This is a genomic window from Actinoplanes teichomyceticus ATCC 31121 (genome assembly GCF_003711105.1).
GTDB classification, from domain to species: domain Bacteria; phylum Actinomycetota; class Actinomycetes; order Mycobacteriales; family Micromonosporaceae; genus Actinoplanes; species Actinoplanes teichomyceticus.
This window is the reverse complement of the sequence record NZ_CP023865.1, coordinates 582,253-600,719: the sequence shown is the minus strand read 5'-3', so window position 1 is coordinate 600,719 and position 18,467 is coordinate 582,253. Positions and strand designations below refer to the sequence as shown.

Below are 18,467 nucleotides of genomic sequence, written 5' to 3'. Positions count from 1 at the left end.
CGGGCGCGCACCGTCGGCGAACGGCACGAACGTGACGGTCATCGAGGTCGCCCCGCCTCCGGCGGTACGGGCGGGCCGCCGCCGAGGCGCGTCGGATCAGGCGGGCGGGGCCACCACGGGCGCGGTGAACGAGTCGGCGCCCCTGGTCAGCGGGTCCGGGCGGGAGACCCCGCCGGGCCCCGAGCGCTCGGCCGCGATCTTCTCCTGCAGGCGCAGGATGCCGTGCAGCAGCGCCTCCGGCCGGGGCGGGCAGCCGGGCACGTAGACGTCCACCGGGATGATCTGGTCGACGCCCTTGGTGACCGAGTACGAGTCCCAGTACGGGCCGCCGCAGTTGGCGCACGAGCCGAACGAGATCACGTATTTCGGCTCGGGCATCTGGTCGTAGAGCCGCTTGATCGCCGGGGCCATCTTGTCGGTGACCGTGCCGGACACGACCATCAGGTCGGCCTGCCGCGGGCCGTGCGCGAACGGGATCACACCCAGCCGCATGAAGTCGTGCCGGCTCATGCTGGACGCGATGAACTCGATGGCGCAGCAGGCCAGACCGAAGTTGAACACCCAGAGGGAATACCGGCGGCCCCAGTTCAGCACGAACCGGATGGGTTCACCGAGCACTCCAGGTAGGGCCATCAGCTCAACCTACCTCGTGCCGGGCCGGTCGCCGAAGCAGGTCGGGCACGCTCGGCCGCCCCCGCCGTAACACACAGCGTGTCGGTCGGATCGGGGACGATCGGCGAATCCGGCACCGCGCGGGGCGTGGGCGACCCGGCACGCTAGGGCATACCCAGCCAAAACACCTCCGGGTGGGACACTCGCCCGGATTACCACGAGAGAGGGACCGGCGGGCGTCATCGACGCGCATCGTAACCATGATCGGGTGTTGCCGCCTACGCTCGCCGCATGGGAAGCGTTGCGGCCGGCGTCGCCGCGAGCCATCCGGCTACCGCCCGCACCGGGGTGCGGATCCTCGAAGCGGGCGGCACCGCCGCCGACGCGGCGGTGGCCGCGGTCCTGGCTTGCTGCGTCGCCGAGACGATCTACACCGGGATAGGCGGCGGCGGCTTCGCCACCTACTTCGACGCGAGCAGCGGCGAGGTCACCTGCCTGGACTTCTTCGTCGCGGTCCCGGGCCTGGACGACGACCGGAAACCGGAGCCGATGGTGGCGGTCGACGTGTTCTTCGGCGGACTGCCACAGATCTACTCGATCGGCGGGGCCAGCGTGGCGGTGCCCGGGGTGCCGGCCGGTCTCGGCGAGGTGCACCGGCGCTGGGGCCGGCTGCCCTGGCCGGAGGTGGTCGCCCCGGCGGCCGGCCTGGCCCGCACCGGCGTGCTGCTGCCGGCGGCGCACGCCCAGACGCTGCGCTCGTGCGCGCCCGCGCTGGCCTACGGCGAGGGCGCGGCCTCCTACCAGCCGGGCGGGCGGCTGCTGGAGAGCGACGAGCTGCTCTTCCACCAGGGGCTGGCCACCGCGATGGACGCGCTCGCCGTGGACGGGCCGGAGGTGTTCTACACCGGGGAGTACGCGGAGCTGATGGTCGCCACGGTCCGCGCGGCCGGGGGCACGCTGGGACCGGCCGACCTGGCCGGCTACCGGGTGGCCGAGGTGCCGGTGGACCACGCCACGCTGGCCGGCCACCAGGTCTGCGCCCGGCACGACCTGAACCGGACGGTGGACACCATCGGCGCGCTGCCGGCCGACCTGTCCCGGCCCGGCCGGGCCACCGGGGTGGCCGCGGCGCTGCGGAACCTGGGAGCGCAGCGGCGGGGCGACACCACCAACGTCTCGGTGGTGGACCCGGCCGGCAACGCCTGCGTGATCACCACGACGCTGGGACTGGGCGCCGGGGTGTGGCTGCCCGGGCTCGGCATCAACCTGAACTCCATGCTCGGCGAGGGCGAACTGCTCACCGACCAGCTGGTGCCCGGGCAGCGGATGTCGTCGTACATGTGCCCGCTGGTGGTGATCGGGTCGGACGGCGCGCTGACCGTGGCGGCCGGCTCGGCGGGGGCCTCCCGGATCCGTACCGCGCTGGTGGACACGCTGCTCGGGGTCCTGGTGGACGGGCTGGACGTGACGGAGGCGATCGCCCGGCCCCGGTTCCACGCGGTGGAGAACACCGTGCACGCCGAGCGGGGGTGCCCCCCGGAGGAGCTGGAGGCGTTGCGGGCGGCCGGGTGGCAGGTGGTCGAGTGGCCGGAGCTCAACCACTACTTCGGCGGGGTGACCGCGGTCGGGCAGGCCGGCGCGGCCGGAGATCCGCGGCGGGGCGGGGTCGGCCTGCTCCTCTGACCGGGGTCGTCCACGCGACGTCACATCCGCCGGGCCGCGGTCGCCTCGGCGGCCGCGGCGGTCTCCCGCAGGGCCACGTCCAGGTCGGTCGGGGCCAGGCCGAAGGTCTGTTCGGTACGCGTGCTGTCCATGTGGAAGGGGGCGTAGAACTGGTAGTCCATCTCGGCCAGCTCACGTGCCATCGGGACCAGCGGGGCCGCCGCGCGCATCACGAACCGCGGCAGGCTGTGCACCTTGACCTGCGGCACCCCGGCCACCTCGCAGTAGCGCGCGGCCAGCTCGCGGAAGGTGATCGGGGCGACCGAGGGCACGTGCCAGCCCTTGCCGTACGCCCGCTCGTCGCGGGCCAGCGTGACCAGCGTGCGGGCCATGTCGCCGGTGTAGGTGAAGGTGTGCGGCAGGTCGACGTTCGCCGGGGCCCAGGCGGCCCGGCCGGAGTTGATCGCCGGCAGCAGCACCGCGGAGATGGTGCTGACCGCGCCCGCGCCGACGTAGTCCGACGCCCGCGCCTCGACCGTGCGCAGGCCACTGGCCAGCGCGTCCTGCCACATCTTGATGCGGATCCGGCCCTTCCGCCCGGTCGCGGCCAGCGGCGAGTCCTCGGTCATCCGGCCGCCGGGCTGCGGGCCGTAGCCGTACAGGTTGCCGGTGATCGCGTAGACCGCGCCGGCCGCCCGGGCGGCGGCGATCATCGCGTCGTTCATCGGGAACCACTTGTCGGCCCACTCGGTGTACTTCGGGTTGGCGCAGTTGTAGAGCACCTCGGCGCCCCGGGTCAGCTCGGTCAGCCGGCGGGCGTCGGACGCGTCCCCGGCGACCCGCTCGATCAGCGGATGCTCCGGACCGGTGCCGCTGCGGGTGACGATGCGGACCCGCTCACCCTGCTCGGCCAGAAGCCGGGCCACCGCGGAGCCGATCGGGCCGGAACCGACGATCACGTGCGACATGATGTTCTCCTTTGCGAGCAGTGCTCTCTGTTGAGAACAACGATGCCATGTGATCGGTCGATTGGCAAGAGCACTGCTCTCGTTGTGTCACACTGGTTCGCATGAACGCCGCCAACCTGCGCGCCCGGGTCCGGGCCGAGATGACCGAAGAGATCAAGCAGGTGGCCCGGCGCCACCTGGCAACCGACGGGGCCAACCTCTCCCTGCGCGCGGTCGCGCGCGAGCTGGGCATGGCGTCGTCCGCCGTGTACCGCTACTTCGCCAGCCGGGACGACCTGCTCACCGCGATGATCATCGACGCGTACGACGCCGTCGGGGAGGCCGCCGAGCGGGCCGTCGGGACGGTCGCCGACCCGGCCGCACGCTGGGTGGCGATCGGCCACGCGGTCCGCGAATGGGCGCTGGCCAACCCGCACGAGTGGGCGCTGATCTACGGCAGCCCGGTGCCGGGATACCAGGCGCCGAAGGACACCGTCATGCCGGCCACCCGGGTGATCATGCTGTTGGCCGGGGTGATGCGGGACGCGCTGGCCACCGGGCGGCTCACCGGGGTGCCGGAGCAGCCGGCCGGGCGGTTCGGCGAGGAGATGGCCGCGGTCGCCGAGCAGTTCGGGCCGGGCGTGCCGGCCCACCTGGTCGGCGCGACGATGTACGGCTTCGTGCACCTCTGCGGCGCGGTCAGCGCGGAGCTGTTCGGGCAGCTGAACAACTCGATCGACGAGGATCGGCGAGGCTTCTTCGAGTGGCAGATGCGGGCCGCCGCGGCGTTCGCCGGACTCGCCTGAGGCCGGCCGGCCGGACGGACGTGACCGGCGGGCGCCTCCGGCGGCACGTCCGGCACGTCCGGACCGGGGCCGGGCGCCTCCGGCGGCACGTCCGGCACGTCCGGCACGTCCGGACCCAGGCCGGGCGCCTCCGGCGGCACGTCCGGCACGTCCGGCACGTCCGGGCCCAGGCCGGGCGCCTCCGGCGGCACGTCCGGCACGTCCGGGCCCAGGCCGGGCGCCTCCGGCGGCACGTCCGGCACGTCCGGACCCAGGCCGGGCGTCTCCGGCGGCCGATATGGCCCGCACCGGGCGGCCGTGCCGCGTGGTCCTACTCCGCCGCGTCGGGATGCCACCCGGCCTCGCCGATCACCACCCGGTCGCCGCGCAACGGCACGCCCTCGGCCAGCAGCCGCGCCCGGGCCTCCCGCTCGTGGCCGGGTGGCAGCCGGCCGGTGCTGTTCACCACCCGGTGCCACGGCACCCCGCCGCCGTGCCGGGCCATGATGCCGCCGATCTGCCGGGGCGAATTGCGGCCGGAACGCTCGGCCAGGGCGTCGGCGACCGCGCCGTACGACATCACCCGGCCCCGCGGGATCCGCTCGACCAGAGCGAGAACGGCTTCGACGTACTCCTCAGGTGTCATGAACCGCCACGATATGGGATCCGGCCCGGGTGGTCGCCGGGCAGCCGAGCACAATGGGCCGGGTGCGGGAAGTGGTGACCGGCGCGCGCCGGATCGTGGTCAAGGTGGGCTCGTCCTCGCTGACCACCGCGGCGGGCGGCATCGACGAGCAACGGGTGGACACCCTGGTCGACGTCCTGGGCGGACTGGCCGGCGACGGGCGTGAGGTGGTCCTGGTCTCCAGCGGCGCGATCGCCGCCGGGCTGGCCCCGCTGCAGCTGCGCCGCCGGCCCCGTGACCTGGCCACCCAGCAGGCCGCCGCCGCGGTCGGCCAGGGCCTGCTGATCGGGCGGTACACCGCCGGTTTCGCCCGGCACGGACTGACCGTGGCGCAGGTGCTGCTCACCGTCGACGACGTGACCCGGCGGGCGCACTACCGCAACGCGTACCGGACCCTGCGGAAGCTGCTCGACCTGGGCGCGCTGCCGATCGTGAACGAGAACGACACGGTCGCCACCGAGGAGATCCGGTTCGGCGACAACGACCGGCTGGCCGCGCTGGTCGCCGCCCTGGTCGACGCCGACCTGCTGGTGCTGCTCTCCGACGTGGACGCGCTCTACACCGGCAACCCGGCCGATCCGGCGGCGCGCCGGATCCCGCTGGTTCGCGACGACTCCGACCTCGCCGGAGTCACCATCGGCTCGGCCGGCAGCTCCGGGGTGGGCACCGGCGGCATGGTGACCAAGGTCGAGGCGGCCCGGATCGCCACCGGCTTCGGCATCCCGGTGGTGCTGACCGCCGCCCCGCTGGCCGCGCCCGCGCTCGCCGGTGACGAGGTCGGCACGCTGTTCGAGGCCGCCGCCAGCCGTCCCGCCGCCCGGCTGTTCTGGCTGGCCCACGCCACCGCGCCACGCGGCCGGCTGCACCTGGACGCCGGCGCGGTCGCCGCGGTGGTGGCCCGGCGCAAGTCGCTGCTGCCGGCCGGGATCACCGCGGTCGACGGCTCCTTCGCGGCCGGCGACCCGGTCGACCTGGTAGACGCCGGCTCCGGTACGCCGGTGGCCCGCGGACTGGTCAACTACGACGCGGTCGAGCTGCCCGCGCTGCTCGGCCGGTCCACTCCGGAACTGGCCGCGGAGCTCGGGCCGGGCTATGAACGAGAGGTCGTCCACCGCGACGACCTCGTACTGCTGTAGAAGGGTTTGTCATGAGCGTGCTGGAGCAGGCGGCCGCGGCCCGGATCGCCGCCATCGACCTGGCCGGGGCCACCCGCGCGGAGAAGGACGCGGCGCTGCTGCTGATGGCCGAGCGCCTGGTCGAGCGGGCCGACGACATCCTGGCCGCGAACGCGGTCGACGTCGCCAACGCCCGGGAGAAGGGCACCGCCGAGGCGATGATCGACCGGCTGGCGCTGAGCCCGGAGCGGATCGCCGCGATGGCCGAGGGCCTGCGTCAGCTCGCCGCCCTGCCCGACCCGATCGGCGACGTGGTGCGCGGCTCCACCCTGGCCAACGGGCTGGAGTTGCGGCAGGTCCGGGTGCCGTTCGGGGTGGTCGGCATGATCTACGAGGGCCGGCCCAACGTGACCGCGGACGCCGCCGGGATCTGCCTGAAGTCCGGCAACGCGGCCCTGCTGCGCGGTTCCGGCTCGGCGTTCTCGTCGAACGCCGCGATCGTCTCGGTGCTGCGCAAGGCGGTCGCCGACGCCGGACTGCCGGCCGACACGATCCAGCTGCTCGACGCCACCACCCGCGACTCGGTGAAGGAGCTGATGCGGGCGCGCGGCCTGGTCGACGTGCTGATCCCGCGCGGCGGCGCCGACCTGATCCGGACGGTGGTCGAGCAGTCCACGGTGCCGGTGATCGAGACCGGGGTGGGCAACTGCCACGTGTACGTGGACGCCGCCGCCGACCTGGAGAAGGCTCTGGCCATCACGATCAACTCGAAGACCCAGCGGAACTCGGTCTGCAATGCGGCCGAGTCGCTGCTGGTGCACGCCGAGATCGCGGACTCTTTCCTGCCGCTGGTGCTGCCGGAGCTCGCCGACGCCGGGGTGACCGTCCACGGCGACGCCCGGGTGGCCGGGTACAGCGACGCGGTGGTCGCCGCCACCGACGCGGACTGGGGCACGGAGTACCTCTCCGCCGACATCTCGGTCGCCGTCGTCGACTCGCTGGACGACGCGCTCGACCACATCCGGCAGTACGGCACCGGCCACACCGAGGCGATCGTCAGCGAGTCGGTGACGGCGACCCGCCGTTTCGTGGCCGGCGTGGACGCGGCCGCGGTCATGATCAACGCGTCCACCCGGTTCACCGACGGCAGCGAGTTCGGCTTCGGCGCGGAGATCGGGATCAGCACGCAGAAACTGCACGCCCGGGGCCCGATGGGGCTGCCCGAGCTGACCTCGACGAAGTACATCGTCACCGGCAACGGCCACACCCGCTGAGCCGCCGCCGCGCCTCGGTGGTGGCGCCAGCCGGCGTCGCCACCGGGCCGGTGACCGGCGGTCCGGGGCGCGTCGCCACCGCGCCTCGACGGCCGATTCACCGCGTCACCGCCGCACGCGACAACGGCCGATTCACCGCGTCACCGCCGCACGCGACAACGGCCGATTCACCGCGTCACCGCCGCACGCGACAACGGCCGATTCACCACGTCACCGCCGCACGCGGCGACGGGCGGCGCATCGGGCCGGGATCGATGCGGCAGCGCGGTCAGCGGCAGGCGCGCAGGGCGGTCAGCGTGATGTTGACGTCGAAGATCGGGCCCTCGTTGCTGTCCCAGCCGCCGTCGGTGCGCTGCGTCTCGGCCAGTCGCTTGCGGGCATTGCGCAGCAGCCAGTCGTCGCCCAGGTTGACCCGGCGCAGCGCCGCCGCCATCGAGGCGACATCCGCCGGGGACATGTCCGGCAGCCGCTCGCCGAGGACCATCTGCACCCGGGACGACTCGTGGAAGTACTGCTGCTGGTGCAGCAGGCCGGCGGCGTGCCAGCCGACCGCAAGGAAGGACGGCCAGGTGCCGTCCGGCCGCAGCTGGGAGACGACGAAGCCGGCCGCGGCGGCGAGGACGTCCCGGTAGCGCCCGCGGGTCTGGTACGGATCGGTCTCGACGGCGGCGGCGGTCAGCCAGAAACCGGCGACCGAGGTGAGGTAGAGGGTGGCCTCCGGGTCGCCGGGCAGCGCCCACGCCGGGGCCTCGCCGGCCAGTGACTCATGCTCCTGCCAGGTGCCGTCCGGGCGCTGGGCGCCGGCCAACCAGTTCAGCGCGCGCTCCACCACCGGGCCCTGCAAACTGCCGAGGTCGTCGAGCTCGGCGAGACGGAAACAGGTGGCGTCGATCGACGGAACCTGCCCCTCGGCGGAGGCGGGCCAGCCGCCCTCGGGCATCTGGCCACCGGCGATCCGCGCGACGACCTCCTCCGGCGCCGGCTGACCGGTGCGCAGATAGGAGAGGCGCGCGCGTTCGACCGGGTCACCATGGGCCACGACGTAACCAATGGCGGCATCGATATCGACCACGATTGAGACGTTACCCGGTGACCCTGTGTTTCGGCGGAGCTATCGACCATCTGTCACAATGGTCCGTTTCGGTCACGTGACTGTCACACTGGGGAGTCAAGATCGGGACTCCCCAGTGTGACAACCCGATCAGTACGACGGCAGCGACGGGTCGACCGTGTTGACCCAGGAGACGATGCCTCCCTGGACGTGCACCGCGTCCTTGAAGCCGGCCGCCTTCAGCGCGGCCAGGGCCTCCGCCGAGCGCACACCCGACTTGCAGTGCAGCACGATCTGCCGGTCCTGCGGGAACTGCGACAGCGCCTCGCCGGAAAGGATCTCGCCCTTCGGGATCAGCACCGCGCCCGGGATCCGGTTGATCTCCCACTCGGCCGGCTCACGGACGTCGACCAGGAACACGTCCTTGCCGGAGTCCTGCCACTCCTTGAGCTCGCGGGCGGTGATGGTGGAACCCGTCACCGCCTCCTGCGCCTCCTCGGAGACCGCGCCGCAGAAGTCCTCGTAGTCCTCGAGCAGGTCGGTGACGGTGGGGTTCTCGCCGCAGAGCGCGCAGTTCGGGTCCTTCCGGACCTTGATCTTGCGGTAGCTCATCTCCAGCGCGTCGTACACCATCAGGCTGCCGACCAGCGGCTCACCGATGCCGGTGATCAGCTTGATCGCCTCGTTCACCTGGATCGAGCCGATCGACGCGCAGAGCACGCCGAGGACGCCGCCCTCGGCGCAGCTGGGCACCATGCCGGGCGGCGGGGGCTCCGGGTAGAGGCAGCGGTAGCAGGGACCGTGCTCCTCCCAGAAGACCGACGCCTGGCCGTCGAAACGGTAGATCGAGCCCCAGACATACGGCTTGCCGAGCAGCACCGCGGCGTCGTTGACCATGTACCGCGTCGCGAAGTTGTCGGTGCCGTCGACGATCAGGTCGTACTGGCTGAAGATCTCTTTGACGTTGTCGCGGTCCAGCGCGGTGTTGTGGATGACCACGTTCACCAGCGGGTTGATCTCGGCGATGCTGCGCGCGGCGGACTCCGCCTTGGGCGTGCCGACATCGGAGACGCCGTGGATGACCTGGCGCTGGAGGTTGGACTCGTCGACCGTGTCGAAGTCGATGATGCCGAGCGTGCCGACGCCGGCCGCGGCAAGGTACAGCAGCGCAGGCGAGCCCAGGCCGCCCGCGCCCACCGCGAGGACCTTGGCGTTCTTCAGCCGCTTCTGCCCGTCCATCCCGACGTCGGGGATGATCAGGTGACGCGAATAGCGGCGGATCTCATCGACGCTCAGCTCGGCGGCCGGCTCGACGAGCGGGGGCAGAGCCACAGTTCACTCCCCGGGTTCGGTGGTAAGGATCGCCGCCCATTGTTGCTCGTTCGGCGGCGCCGCGCCCATGACGTCGGACACGGCCCGACATACGAGATTACGGAATATTCACGGGCGTGGCTCGCCCGAGTACCGCTTGCCGTCCCGGTACGGCCAGGCATGGGGGATACAACCGCCCAGACCGTACGTCTGCGGCAGCATCACCGGCGCCGGCCGGCCCCGCCCCGGGCACGCCTCGTGGCCGTGTCCGAGCTGGTGGCCGACCTCGTGGTTGATCACGTACTGCCGGTACCGGCCGATGTCGCCCGCGTAGTCCGGGATCGCATCCGCCCAGCGCTCGGCGTTGATCACCACCCGGCCGGGCAGCCGGCACGAGGTGAACCCGTCGGTGTGCAGGCCACCGGTGGCACACATCCGCTCCGAGGTCGCCGGTGTGGCCAGGTAGACGGTGAAGTCGGCGCCCGCACCGGACCCCGGCACCCGGCGCAGCCGCACCTTGCCGCCACCGATCCAGCTGCGCTCGTCACCCAGGATGTCGTCGACCGACGCGGCGAAGTCGTCCGGCTCGACGCCGTCCACGGTCTCCTCGACGGCCACCCGGAACCGCTGCAGCCGGCCGGCCTCGCCGAGCACCGGGCCGCGGGTCCGGACGTACCGGAAATCGCCCGCCCGGCCGGTCTCCTCCCCGGCTGCCGGCGGCGCGCCCTGGACCGACCCGCGCCGCTCCGCCTCCGTCGCGGCCCCCTCGCCCGCCGGACCGGGCTGGGGCGCGGCGCCGACCGGCCCGGCCGGGGGCGGCGCGGCCTCGCGGTCGGCCGCCGGAGGCGCGGCCTCGCGGTCGGCCACGCCGGTCAGCTGCCGGTCCTGCAACTCGTGGCCGACGACCAGGACCAGCGCGACGACCAGGAGGTACGCCACGAAGGTGACCCGGCTGCGGCGCCGCAGCAGCCGTCGGCCGGTCAGGGGCTCCCCGGCCGGCCCGCCCGCGGCCGGAGCGGCCCGGTCGATGTCGACGGCCGGGGCGGCCCGGCCGGACTCGACAGCCGGGGCGGCCCGGCCGGACTCGACAGCCGGGGCGGCGCGGCCGGACTCGACAGCCGGGGCGGCGCGGCCGGACTCGACAGCCGGGGCGGCGCGGCCGGACTCGACAGCCGGGGCGGCGCGGTCGGACTCGACAGCCGACACGGTCCCGTCGGACTCGACGGACGGCGCGGCCGCGGCCGGAACAGCGTGATCCGTCGCCACAGCCGGCGTGTCCGCGGCCGGGCCGGGCACCGGCCCGGTGAACCGCGGGCCGACCGGTCGTTCCGGGGCGGTCTGGTGCGGGATCGCCTGCTCCGGGGCCGGCGGATCGACGTAGACCGGCTGTTCGCGGGTCGGCTGGTCCAGACCGTCCGGATAGTCCTGTTCGGCGGGGTGCCACAGACCGTCCGGGATGCGGACACTCTCCGGCAGGCCGACCGGCGGCTGCTCCGGGGTCGACCAGAACCAGGCCGCGTCGTGCGCCTCCTCGGCCGGCTCCTCGAAGTACACCTGGTCGGCGACGATCTGCGGGAACTCGGCGGTGTCGTACGGATTCGCGGGCAGGGCCGGCTGCGCGTCGGCCGGGGACAGCATGGCCGGCGCCGCGGTCGTCGAGGCGGCGCCGGGCGTCAGGTCGGCCGGCTGGACCGGGGACTCATGGGCCTGGGACCGGCCGATCGCCGCCAGCGGGGGCCGGCCGGCCGCAACCTCGTGGGCGAGGGCCGGGTCAGCCGGCGGCGCGGTCGGGGCCTCGTAGGCCGCGGCCCGGTCAGCTGTCGACGGCGGCGCGACCGGGGCCTCGTAGGCCGCGACCTGGTCAGCTGTCGACGGCGGCGGCGTGGCCGGGGCCTCGTAGGGCGGCGGGCGGAAGTCGGCCGGGGCCACCGGCGGATGCTGCGCCGGCGGCGGAGCGACGGCGGCGGGCCGGGTGGGGCGGTTGATCGGGCGACGACGGGCGACACGGCCGGCCAGGGCGCCGGTCGCTGCCGGATCGGCCGGCTGGGCCGGCGGCGGGTCGGCCGAGGGCGGCTCGGGCGTCTGCGTGCCGGGGTGGTGGGGGTCGCTCTTGAGAGGCCCGGGCGTTCGCGTGCCGGGGTGGTGCGGGTCGCTCTCGAGAGGCCCGGGCGTCTTCGTGCCGGGGTGGCATGGGCCGCTCTCCGAGGGCTCGGGCGGGGACGGCCGGGCCCCCCGGAGGCGCCGCGTGGTGGCCGGTCGCGCGGCCTGCGGTGACTCGGCGGCGGCCTCACCGGCGGGCTCGCCGGTCTTCGGCGGCTCGGCGGCGGACCGGGCGGCACGGGCGGCGGCCAGCCGCTCGGCGGCCAGTTCGAGGATGCCGCGGGTCATACCGGGCGGCAGGCCGGTCTCCGGGTCGACCACCGGCGGGGCGGGCCGGCGGTGGGCGTGCCGGGCGGCTCCGGACTCCGGATGCCGTGGCGGCTGCGCATCCGCCGTTGGCAGCGATGGCCGCGCATCCTCCAGATCATCGGCGGCATGGAGGGGGCGCTGTTCAGCACGGTGCCGGGCCAGCGGTTCGCCGGCGGTCAGCCGGTGGCGGCCGGCTGGGGCTCCGGGCTGTTCCGCGCTCGCCCGGTGCCGGCCGCCGGATGAGCCCCGTTCCTCCGGTGCGGGGGCGGCGTGCAGGGCCGGGTGGCTGATCTCGGCGGCGCGCAGGAAGGTCCGGCGGGGGACGTACGCGGGGGTCTGCACCTCGCTCGACGGGATCTTGCGGCGTCTCTCAGCGGGCAGTGCGCGGCCTCCCGCACGTGCGCCGGCCCGCGGCGCGATGTCTGGGGCCGCGCTCGGCGCGGGGGCCGCATCGCCGCTTGTGGGCTTGATGGCCCGGCTCTGGACGGAGCCGGTGCGCGCGCCGCCGCGAGCCGCCTGACCGCCTGCGGCAGTGGTGGCCCGCTTGCCGGCCGCCGGACCGTCCGCTGCGCCGCCACGGCCGCCGGTGGCCCTGGTCGTCCGGGCTCGCACGGACTTCGCCACCGCGGACGGCCCGGAGCCACCTCCGGCAGCCGCTCCGCTCGGGGTCACCTTGCCGGTCGCCGCGCCGCCGGCCGGCCCGCCCTCGGTCACCGACCGGCCACCCCCGGCGGCGGCCGGCAGCTTCCCGGCGGCCGGTTTCCCGGCCGCTGCGGCGCCCGCTCCGCTGGTCGCGGCACCCGCCCTCCGGGTCGCGGCACCCGCTCTCCGGGTCGCGGCACCCGCTCTCCGGGTCGCGGCACCCGCCCTCCGGGTCGCGGCACCCGCAGCGGACGACGCTGCCTCACCCCCGACCGCGCCACCCGCAGCCGACGACGCCGCCTCACCCCCGACCGCGCCACCCGCAGCCGACGACGCGGCCTTACCGCTGCCTGCCTGGCCGCCAGCGCCCCGCGCCGCCGGCTTCCCGGTCGCCGTCTTGCGGGCGACCGCCGCGTTCTCCGCCGGCCTGCCGCCGGCGGCCACCGGCCGGCCGTTGCTCACGGCCGCGGACCGCCCGCCGGACTTCTTCGCGGCGCCGGCCTGCGCCGTGACGACACCTTTCGCCGAGGTGGCGGTCGCCGCCGACGTCTTCTTCGCCCGGGAGGGCTCGTCGCGGGCACGCCGGCCGCCACCGGCGGAGCGGTTCGCGCCGGCCGCCGGATCAGGGGAGGCATTTGTCGCGTTTGCCATAACAAGGGCCAGCCTGCCACGACTCGCCGCTCCGTCACAGGGGAATCGGCTTCCCCACCGGAAGAACCTGACCCCAGAGGACGTCACCGCACGGTGCGACCCTCTTCCGGTACGCCACCCCCGGTCCCGCGGCTCACACCGGCGTCACGCCCGCGTGGCGCACCAGCGGACGGTGCCCGCCGGGCGGGTCAGAGACGCGGACCGGCGAACGGCTTGCCGTCGCGGCGCGGCCAGGCGTACGGGACGCACCCCCGCAACGTCAGCGTCTGCTGGACCATCACCGGCGCCGGGCCGCCCGGCCGGGGACAGCCCTCGTGGTGATGGCCGAGCTCGTGGCCCACCTCGTGGTTGATCACGTAGTTGCGGTACACGGCGAGCGGCACCCGAGCGGCCAGGTACGGACGCGCCGACTTGCGGTAGCGGTCCAGGTTGATGATCGCCTGGCCGGGGGTGCGACAGGAGGTGTACGGCACCCCGCCGATCCGGATGTTCGTCCCGCCCCGCTGGCACATCCGCCCGGCCGTGTCCCGGGTGGCCAGGTAGACCGTGAAGTCGGCCGGCTCGCCTCCGCCGACCATCCGCAGCCGCAACGTCCGGTCGCCGATCCAGCTGCGCGGGTCGCCGAGGGTGCTCACCACCTGGGCGGCGAACGCCTCCGGGTCCTCGCCACTGCCCTTCTCCACGGCCACCCGGAACCGGCGTACCGGCCCTCCGCTTCCGAGCACCGGGCCGCGCTTCACGGCGTACTGGAAATCGCCGGAACCGTGCGCCGGGACCGCGCCCGCGATCTGCAGGACCTCGGGCCCGGGCCCCGCGGAGGCGGCCGACGGCGCAGCCGGGGCCGGCGCCGGCGGGCCCGACGGCAGCACCGCGGCCGGAGTGGGCGCCGCAGCCGCAGGCGAGGCCGGGGCGAGCGGCGCGGCGGCGGAGGGTGCGGCGGACGACGGGGTGGCGGCCGCCGGCGCCGCCGGCGAACCACCGTGGCGCGCGGCCACGGTGACCACCGTGAGCAGCACCATCGTGACCGCGAACAGCGCGAGCCACCACTGGCGCCACCGATCCTCCGTGGGCGGCGGGGTCTCCGGTTCGTGAACGGAGGCAACGGGAGCGATCATCTTGCATCCGAGCCTTGCACACCGGCGTCGATGACCCGCGCGCGAGGCGAGCGGGTGAGACGAGCGCTATGCCGCGGCCGGCCGGACGTCCTCGATCATGCCGACGATGGCCCGCGCGACCAGACGCGGGACCTCCATCTGCGCGACGTGGCCGACCCCCGGCAGGATCAGCAGACGGCCGTCCGGCACCACCCGGGCCACCTGGGCCGGCACCCGCGGATCGACCAGCTTGTCGTTGAGACCGCCGATCACCAGGGTGGGTGCCTGCACCCGAGCGGCGAGGCGCCACTGCGAGTTGACGCCCGGAAGGTACGCCCGCAGGAAGCTGCCCACCAGGCCGCGCAGAGTGCCGAGGTAGGCCTGCGGATAGTGGTCCACGGTGTAGCGGAGCTGGATCTCCTCCATCGCCTCGGCGCGGCGCTGCGGATGCACCTTGCTGGTGTCGCCGAAGCAGGCGGCCAGCACCTGCTCGGCCATCTGCTCGGCGGTGATCCGGGTCAGCGCCCAGGCCATCACGCGTGCCGCGCCGGGCACGGCGAGCAGCGGCAGCACCGGGCCCTGCGCGGTCCGGCGCGGGTTGAGGAACGGCATCGCCGGGGAGACCAGGGTGAGCGTGCGCACCAGGTCCGGGCGCAGCGCGGCGACCCGCACCGAGATGGAGCCGCCGAGCGAGTTGCCGACCAGGTGCACCGGGCCGCGGCCGGATGTCTCCAGGTAGTCGATCAGGGTGGCCGCGAAAGCCGGTATCGAGTACCGCGGGCTGGGGTCGCTGTAGCCGAAGCCGGGCAGGTCGACGGCCTGCCCGGCGAACCGGTCGGCGAGCAGGCCGGCCAGGTCGGTGAAGTTCTGCGAGGAGCCGCCGAGACCGTGTACGTACACCGCGGGCTCGGCGTCCGGCCGGAGCGCCGGGGTGTCCCGGACGTGCAGCATCGCCCCGCCGACCGCGACCCGTCGTGCGGGCCAGGGCGGCGGCACCTCCCCCTCCGGCAGCAGCGCGCTGTCGCCGGCCAGAACCGCGCCTCTCATCAAGCCAAGAGTGCCTCGACGCGGCGGTTGACCGCCGCCAGTGTGGCGCGCACCATCGCGTGCCGGTCGTCACCGGTGACGACCGCCGAGCCGGCCAGCTGCTCGACCCAGCCGCCACCACAGGACAGCAGCAGCACCACGACGGCGACCTGGGTGGAGCCGAACGAGACGGCGGACGCGTGCTCGACGAAGCAGCGCGCCGGACCGTCCGCGTGCGTCGAGGTGGAGAGCAGCTCGTCGACCGCACCGGCGGTGGCCGTGGCGCACAGGCGCAGCAGGTAGCCGTCGACGGCCGGGCCGCTGGCGACACCGGACGCGGACCGGGCGCCGGCGCGCAGCCGCACCTCCACCGTGGCGTCCGCGCCGAACGTGTTGACGTGCACGTTCTCGATCAGCACGCGGGGGCCGGGGCGGTCACCCGGGTCGAGCGGGCGGGGCTTGTTGAGGTCACGCGGGACGACCGCGGCCGGCTGGGGCTCCGGGGCCGCCGGGGTGGTCGGGACGGCGGAGACCGGCGCGGCCGGGGTCGCGGAGACCGGCGCGGCCGAGACCGGGGCGGCCGGCGGGGGGAAGGCGGGCGTCGTCGGCGGGGGGAAGGCCGGCGCGGCCGGCGGCGCGAACGCCGGGGCGGCCGAGACCGGGGCCGGGGCGGGCGGTGCCGAGGTCGCGGCGGCCGGCGGCGGGGCCGGGGAGACCGGCTTCACCGAGGCGCGCCCGGACCGGGCGGCCTGCGCCGGCACGAACGGCGCGGCGGGCCGCAGCGCGCCCGCGTCGCCGGGCATCGCCGCGTCCAGGCCCATCCGTTCCTGCAGCAGGCGGGCGACGTGGCGGCTCACCTCGGCCGCGTCGGCGCCGTCGGCGAGGTCCAGCCGGAGGCTGTGCGCGCCGGCCGGGGTGGCGCGCAGCGACGCGTCCCGGACGCCGTCCACCTCGCGCACCGCGGCCAGGATGGCCTGCACGTCGAAGCCTTCCTGGCGCTCCTGCGCGGGCACGACGTCACCGCGGCGCAGGTGCGTCGCGATACGCGCGAGGGCGGGCGCCTCGGCCGATGGCTCCACGGAGGGCGGCTCCGGAACTCGGGGCACGTCCGGCTGGGCCGGTACGCGCTGGGGCAGCACCCCGCTCGGCTCGTCCAGCGCTCCGCCCGGCGCGGCGCCTTCCGCGGGTTCGCCGCTCTCCGGCCGACCGGGACGGGTGCTGGGGAAGCCCGGGTACGCGGGCGAGGTGTACGGGGGTGTCGGGTCGTCGGTGGCGGGCGGGTAGGCGACCGGCCCGGGCTCGTAGCCCCGGCGCGGGAAGCTGGAGGCATCGTACGTCGGCAGGCCCGTGGCGGGCTCGTTGTCCACCGATCGCTGGTCCCCCGCCGGCGCGGCGGGCTCCACCCGGGGAAGGCCCTGTGCCAGCGTCTCGTTGACCAGCGCGTGCCGGGAGCGGATCGGTTCGGACGGCGCGTCGGTACGGCTCAGTGGATCTCCCTGGGTCTGGCCCGGCTCACCGGGCGTCCAATCGGCGCGGGCCTGCCGGGCCGGCCGGGCCATCGGCACGGCGGCGCGCTGCACGGTGGCCGGCGCGGTGGTGCGGTACGAGTCGTCGAGGTCCCCTTCGTACGGGTAAGGGGGCGCGCTGGCGGGGGCCGGAGCGTTGACCGGAGGACCCGAAGTCGCCCTGGCGGCGGACTCCGCATCGACCGGGCGCGGCCGGTGTCCGAGAATGTCAGCGAGCCGGCTGCGATCGCCGGACCACGGCGACGTTATGTCGGTGTTCCCGGAAGGGGGAATCTCGGTGGACTGCGGCGGGTCCACCAGCCCCGGCGGGGACGCCGGAGCGGGCGCGGCCGAGCTCGGGGCCGGCCCGAAGGGGCGCTCCGGGAACGGTTGCCGGCCGATGTCGCCGCGCCGCCACGGGGGCACGTCGGCCTCCTGTTCCCGGGCCGCACCCGGGTTCGACCACGGGTTTTCGCCGTTCACCCATCCGTTCATCCGATCGCGGTCACGCGCGTCGGCGCCGTTGCCGCCACCCGCGGCTCCGGCGTCTCCGGAATGCCCAGTTTCATCCACCGCGTGCTCCTCGCTCGCCCCCGCTGAGGCTACCGTGTGGTTGCAGTGGCGATAAGTTGCAGCGTCGCGACAATTGCCCGCACGACCGCGACAAGCGCCGATCCGGGCAAACCGCGACGACAAACCGCGGGGACCGACCCCCTGGAGGTTCACCAGATATGACCGCCGCGTCCGGCGGGGCCCAGACCACTCGCCCCACCCGGCTGCCACGTTCGGCACGCCGTAAGCAGCTGCTGGCCGCCGCCCAGCAGATCTTCGTCGCGCACGGCTACCACGCCGCCGCGATGGACGACATCGCCGAGCGCGCGGGCGTCTCCAAGCCCGTGCTCTACCAGCACTTCCCCGGCAAGCTGGAGCTCTACCTGGCCCTGTTGGACACGCACTGCGACGCGATCATCGCCAAGGTGCGCGGCGCGCTGCTGGCCACGCCGGACAACAAGGAGCGGGTCAAGGGCGCGGTCCGCGCGTACTTCGATTTCATGGACCACGAGAGCGAGGCGTTCCGCCTGGTCTTCGAGTCCGACCTGCGCAACGACCCGCAGGTGCGCCAGCGGGTGGAGCGCGTCGAGCAGGGCTGCATCGAGGCCCTGACCGAGACCATCATCTCGGACACCGGCCTGCGGCCGGATCAGGCTCAGCTGCTCGCCTCCGGCCTCGCCGGGGCCTCCGGCGCGGCCGCTCAGCACTGGCTGGCCAACGGCCGGCGTACGCCCAAAGCTGAAGCCGAGGCCCTCGTCGCCGCGCTGATCTGGCGCGGGATCGCCAGCTTCCCTCTGCAGGGCGGTGCAACGGCCGGAACGTCCCCGGAAATCGGATAGCCTTTCCAAGCGGTACACGGGTTGACAGAGGAGGGCTCCGTGGAGGTCAAGATCGGCGTGCAACATTCGCCGCGTGAGCTGGTGCTGGAGAGCGCGCAGACCCCGGCGGAGGTCGAGCAGGCCGTGTCCGAGGCTCTGGCCAAGGACGGCGTCCTTTCGCTCACGGATGAGAAGGGCCGCAAGGTGATCGTCCCGGTCGCCAAGCTGGCCTACGTGGAGATCGCCGAGGCCTCGCACCGGCCGTTCGGCTTCACCACTCGCTGAGTACCGGGAGGGGACCGCTGTCGCAGCGGTTCCCTCCCGCAAC

At 74.6% G+C, this 18,467-nt stretch carries 15 protein-coding genes; 6 read left to right on the top strand and 9 right to left on the bottom strand.

Features of this window, described 5'->3' with window-relative positions; translation table 11 throughout:
- Window positions 1–96: 96 nt before the first annotated feature.
- On the bottom strand, window positions 97–633 hold the full coding sequence (locus tag ACTEI_RS02725) for an NADH-quinone oxidoreductase subunit B (RefSeq protein WP_122976192.1): 537 nt from the start codon (window positions 631–633) through the stop codon (window positions 97–99).
- 270 nt (window positions 634–903) lie between these two features.
- Here ACTEI_RS02725 and ACTEI_RS02720 point away from each other — a divergent pair, with 270 nt between their 5' ends.
- Window positions 904–2,295: a gamma-glutamyltransferase gene (locus tag ACTEI_RS02720; RefSeq protein ID WP_122976191.1), complete on the top strand. Its 1,392-nt coding sequence runs from the start codon at window positions 904–906 to the stop codon at window positions 2,293–2,295.
- A 20-nt stretch (window positions 2,296–2,315) separates the two neighbouring features.
- Here the strand turns inward: ACTEI_RS02720 and ACTEI_RS02715 are convergent, their stop codons facing one another.
- Window positions 2,316–3,245: an NAD-dependent epimerase/dehydratase family protein gene (locus tag ACTEI_RS02715; protein ID WP_122976190.1), complete on the bottom strand. Its 930-nt coding sequence runs from the start codon at window positions 3,243–3,245 to the stop codon at window positions 2,316–2,318.
- 98 nt (window positions 3,246–3,343) lie between these two features.
- Here ACTEI_RS02715 and ACTEI_RS02710 point away from each other — a divergent pair, with 98 nt between their 5' ends.
- Window positions 3,344–4,027, top strand: coding sequence for a TetR/AcrR family transcriptional regulator (locus ACTEI_RS02710; RefSeq protein ID WP_122976189.1), 684 nt, complete (start codon window positions 3,344–3,346; stop codon window positions 4,025–4,027).
- 310 nt (window positions 4,028–4,337) lie between these two features.
- Here the strand turns inward: ACTEI_RS02710 and ACTEI_RS02700 are convergent, their stop codons facing one another.
- Window positions 4,338–4,652 carry an MGMT family protein gene (locus ACTEI_RS02700; protein WP_122976188.1) on the bottom strand — a complete coding sequence of 105 codons (315 nt, stop codon included), beginning with the start codon at window positions 4,650–4,652 and terminating at the stop codon, window positions 4,338–4,340.
- Window positions 4,653–4,714: 62 nt separating this feature from the next.
- Between ACTEI_RS02700 and proB the strand changes: the two genes are divergently transcribed.
- Window positions 4,715–5,827, top strand: a complete 1,113-nt coding sequence (gene proB, locus ACTEI_RS02695) for a glutamate 5-kinase (protein WP_187645923.1) — start codon at window positions 4,715–4,717, stop codon at window positions 5,825–5,827.
- Window positions 5,828–5,838: 11 nt separating this feature from the next.
- On the top strand, window positions 5,839–7,080 hold the full coding sequence (locus ACTEI_RS02690) for a glutamate-5-semialdehyde dehydrogenase (RefSeq protein WP_122976186.1): 1,242 nt from the start codon (window positions 5,839–5,841) through the stop codon (window positions 7,078–7,080).
- 268 nt (window positions 7,081–7,348) lie between these two features.
- Here the strand turns inward: ACTEI_RS02690 and ACTEI_RS02685 are convergent, their stop codons facing one another.
- From ACTEI_RS02685 to ACTEI_RS02655, 6 genes are all read right to left on the bottom strand, one after another.
- The gene (locus ACTEI_RS02685; RefSeq protein WP_122976185.1) at window positions 7,349–8,152 is read right to left on the bottom strand and encodes a prenyltransferase/squalene oxidase repeat-containing protein; all 804 of its coding nucleotides are present in this window, start codon (window positions 8,150–8,152) and stop codon (window positions 7,349–7,351) included.
- A 129-nt stretch (window positions 8,153–8,281) separates the two neighbouring features.
- Window positions 8,282–9,463, bottom strand: a complete 1,182-nt coding sequence (gene moeZ / locus ACTEI_RS02680; protein ID WP_122976184.1) for an adenylyltransferase/sulfurtransferase MoeZ — start codon at window positions 9,461–9,463, stop codon at window positions 8,282–8,284.
- 108 nt (window positions 9,464–9,571) lie between these two features.
- Entirely contained in the window at window positions 9,572–11,863 is a 2,292-nt protein-coding gene (locus ACTEI_RS38005) for a DUF3152 domain-containing protein (protein WP_244940665.1), read from the bottom strand.
- A 1,469-nt stretch (window positions 11,864–13,332) separates the two neighbouring features.
- Entirely contained in the window at window positions 13,333–14,259 is a 927-nt protein-coding gene (locus ACTEI_RS02665; protein ID WP_122976182.1) for a DUF3152 domain-containing protein, read from the bottom strand.
- Window positions 14,260–14,325: 66 nt separating this feature from the next.
- On the bottom strand, window positions 14,326–15,285 hold the full coding sequence (locus tag ACTEI_RS02660) for an alpha/beta hydrolase (protein ID WP_122976181.1): 960 nt from the start codon (window positions 15,283–15,285) through the stop codon (window positions 14,326–14,328).
- The gene (locus ACTEI_RS02655; RefSeq protein WP_244940664.1) at window positions 15,285–17,264 is read right to left on the bottom strand and encodes a Daple; all 1,980 of its coding nucleotides are present in this window, start codon (window positions 17,262–17,264) and stop codon (window positions 15,285–15,287) included. The genes ACTEI_RS02660 and ACTEI_RS02655 overlap by 1 nt, the downstream gene beginning before the upstream one ends.
- A 236-nt stretch (window positions 17,265–17,500) precedes the next feature.
- Between ACTEI_RS02655 and ACTEI_RS02650 the strand changes: the two genes are divergently transcribed.
- Both ACTEI_RS02650 and ACTEI_RS02645 read left to right on the top strand, forming a co-directional pair.
- The gene (locus ACTEI_RS02650; RefSeq protein WP_122976179.1) at window positions 17,501–18,160 is read left to right on the top strand and encodes a TetR/AcrR family transcriptional regulator; all 660 of its coding nucleotides are present in this window, start codon (window positions 17,501–17,503) and stop codon (window positions 18,158–18,160) included.
- A 39-nt stretch (window positions 18,161–18,199) separates the two neighbouring features.
- The gene (locus ACTEI_RS02645) at window positions 18,200–18,424 is read left to right on the top strand and encodes a DUF3107 domain-containing protein (protein WP_122976178.1); all 225 of its coding nucleotides are present in this window, start codon (window positions 18,200–18,202) and stop codon (window positions 18,422–18,424) included.
- Window positions 18,425–18,467: the final 43 nt, after the last annotated feature.

Bases quoted from the DNA above. Each gene is read 5' to 3' on its own strand.
- ACTEI_RS02725 (WP_122976192.1), bottom strand. From the start codon at position 633: ATGGCCCTACCTGGAGTGCTCGGTGAACCCATCCGGTTCGTGCTGAAC.
- ACTEI_RS02720 (WP_122976191.1), top strand. From the start codon at position 904: ATGGGAAGCGTTGCGGCCGGCGTCGCCGCGAGCCATCCGGCTACCGCC.
- ACTEI_RS02710 (WP_122976189.1), top strand. From the start codon at position 3,344: ATGAACGCCGCCAACCTGCGCGCCCGGGTCCGGGCCGAGATGACCGAA.
- ACTEI_RS02700 (WP_122976188.1), bottom strand. From the start codon at position 4,652: ATGACACCTGAGGAGTACGTCGAAGCCGTTCTCGCTCTGGTCGAGCGG.
- ACTEI_RS02690 (WP_122976186.1), top strand. From the start codon at position 5,839: ATGAGCGTGCTGGAGCAGGCGGCCGCGGCCCGGATCGCCGCCATCGAC.
- ACTEI_RS02665 (WP_122976182.1), bottom strand. From the start codon at position 14,259: ATGATCGCTCCCGTTGCCTCCGTTCACGAACCGGAGACCCCGCCGCCC.
- ACTEI_RS02660 (WP_122976181.1), bottom strand. From the start codon at position 15,285: ATGAGAGGCGCGGTTCTGGCCGGCGACAGCGCGCTGCTGCCGGAGGGG.
- ACTEI_RS02655 (WP_244940664.1), bottom strand. From the start codon at position 17,264: ATGAACGGATGGGTGAACGGCGAAAACCCGTGGTCGAACCCGGGTGCG.
- ACTEI_RS02650 (WP_122976179.1), top strand. From the start codon at position 17,501: ATGACCGCCGCGTCCGGCGGGGCCCAGACCACTCGCCCCACCCGGCTG.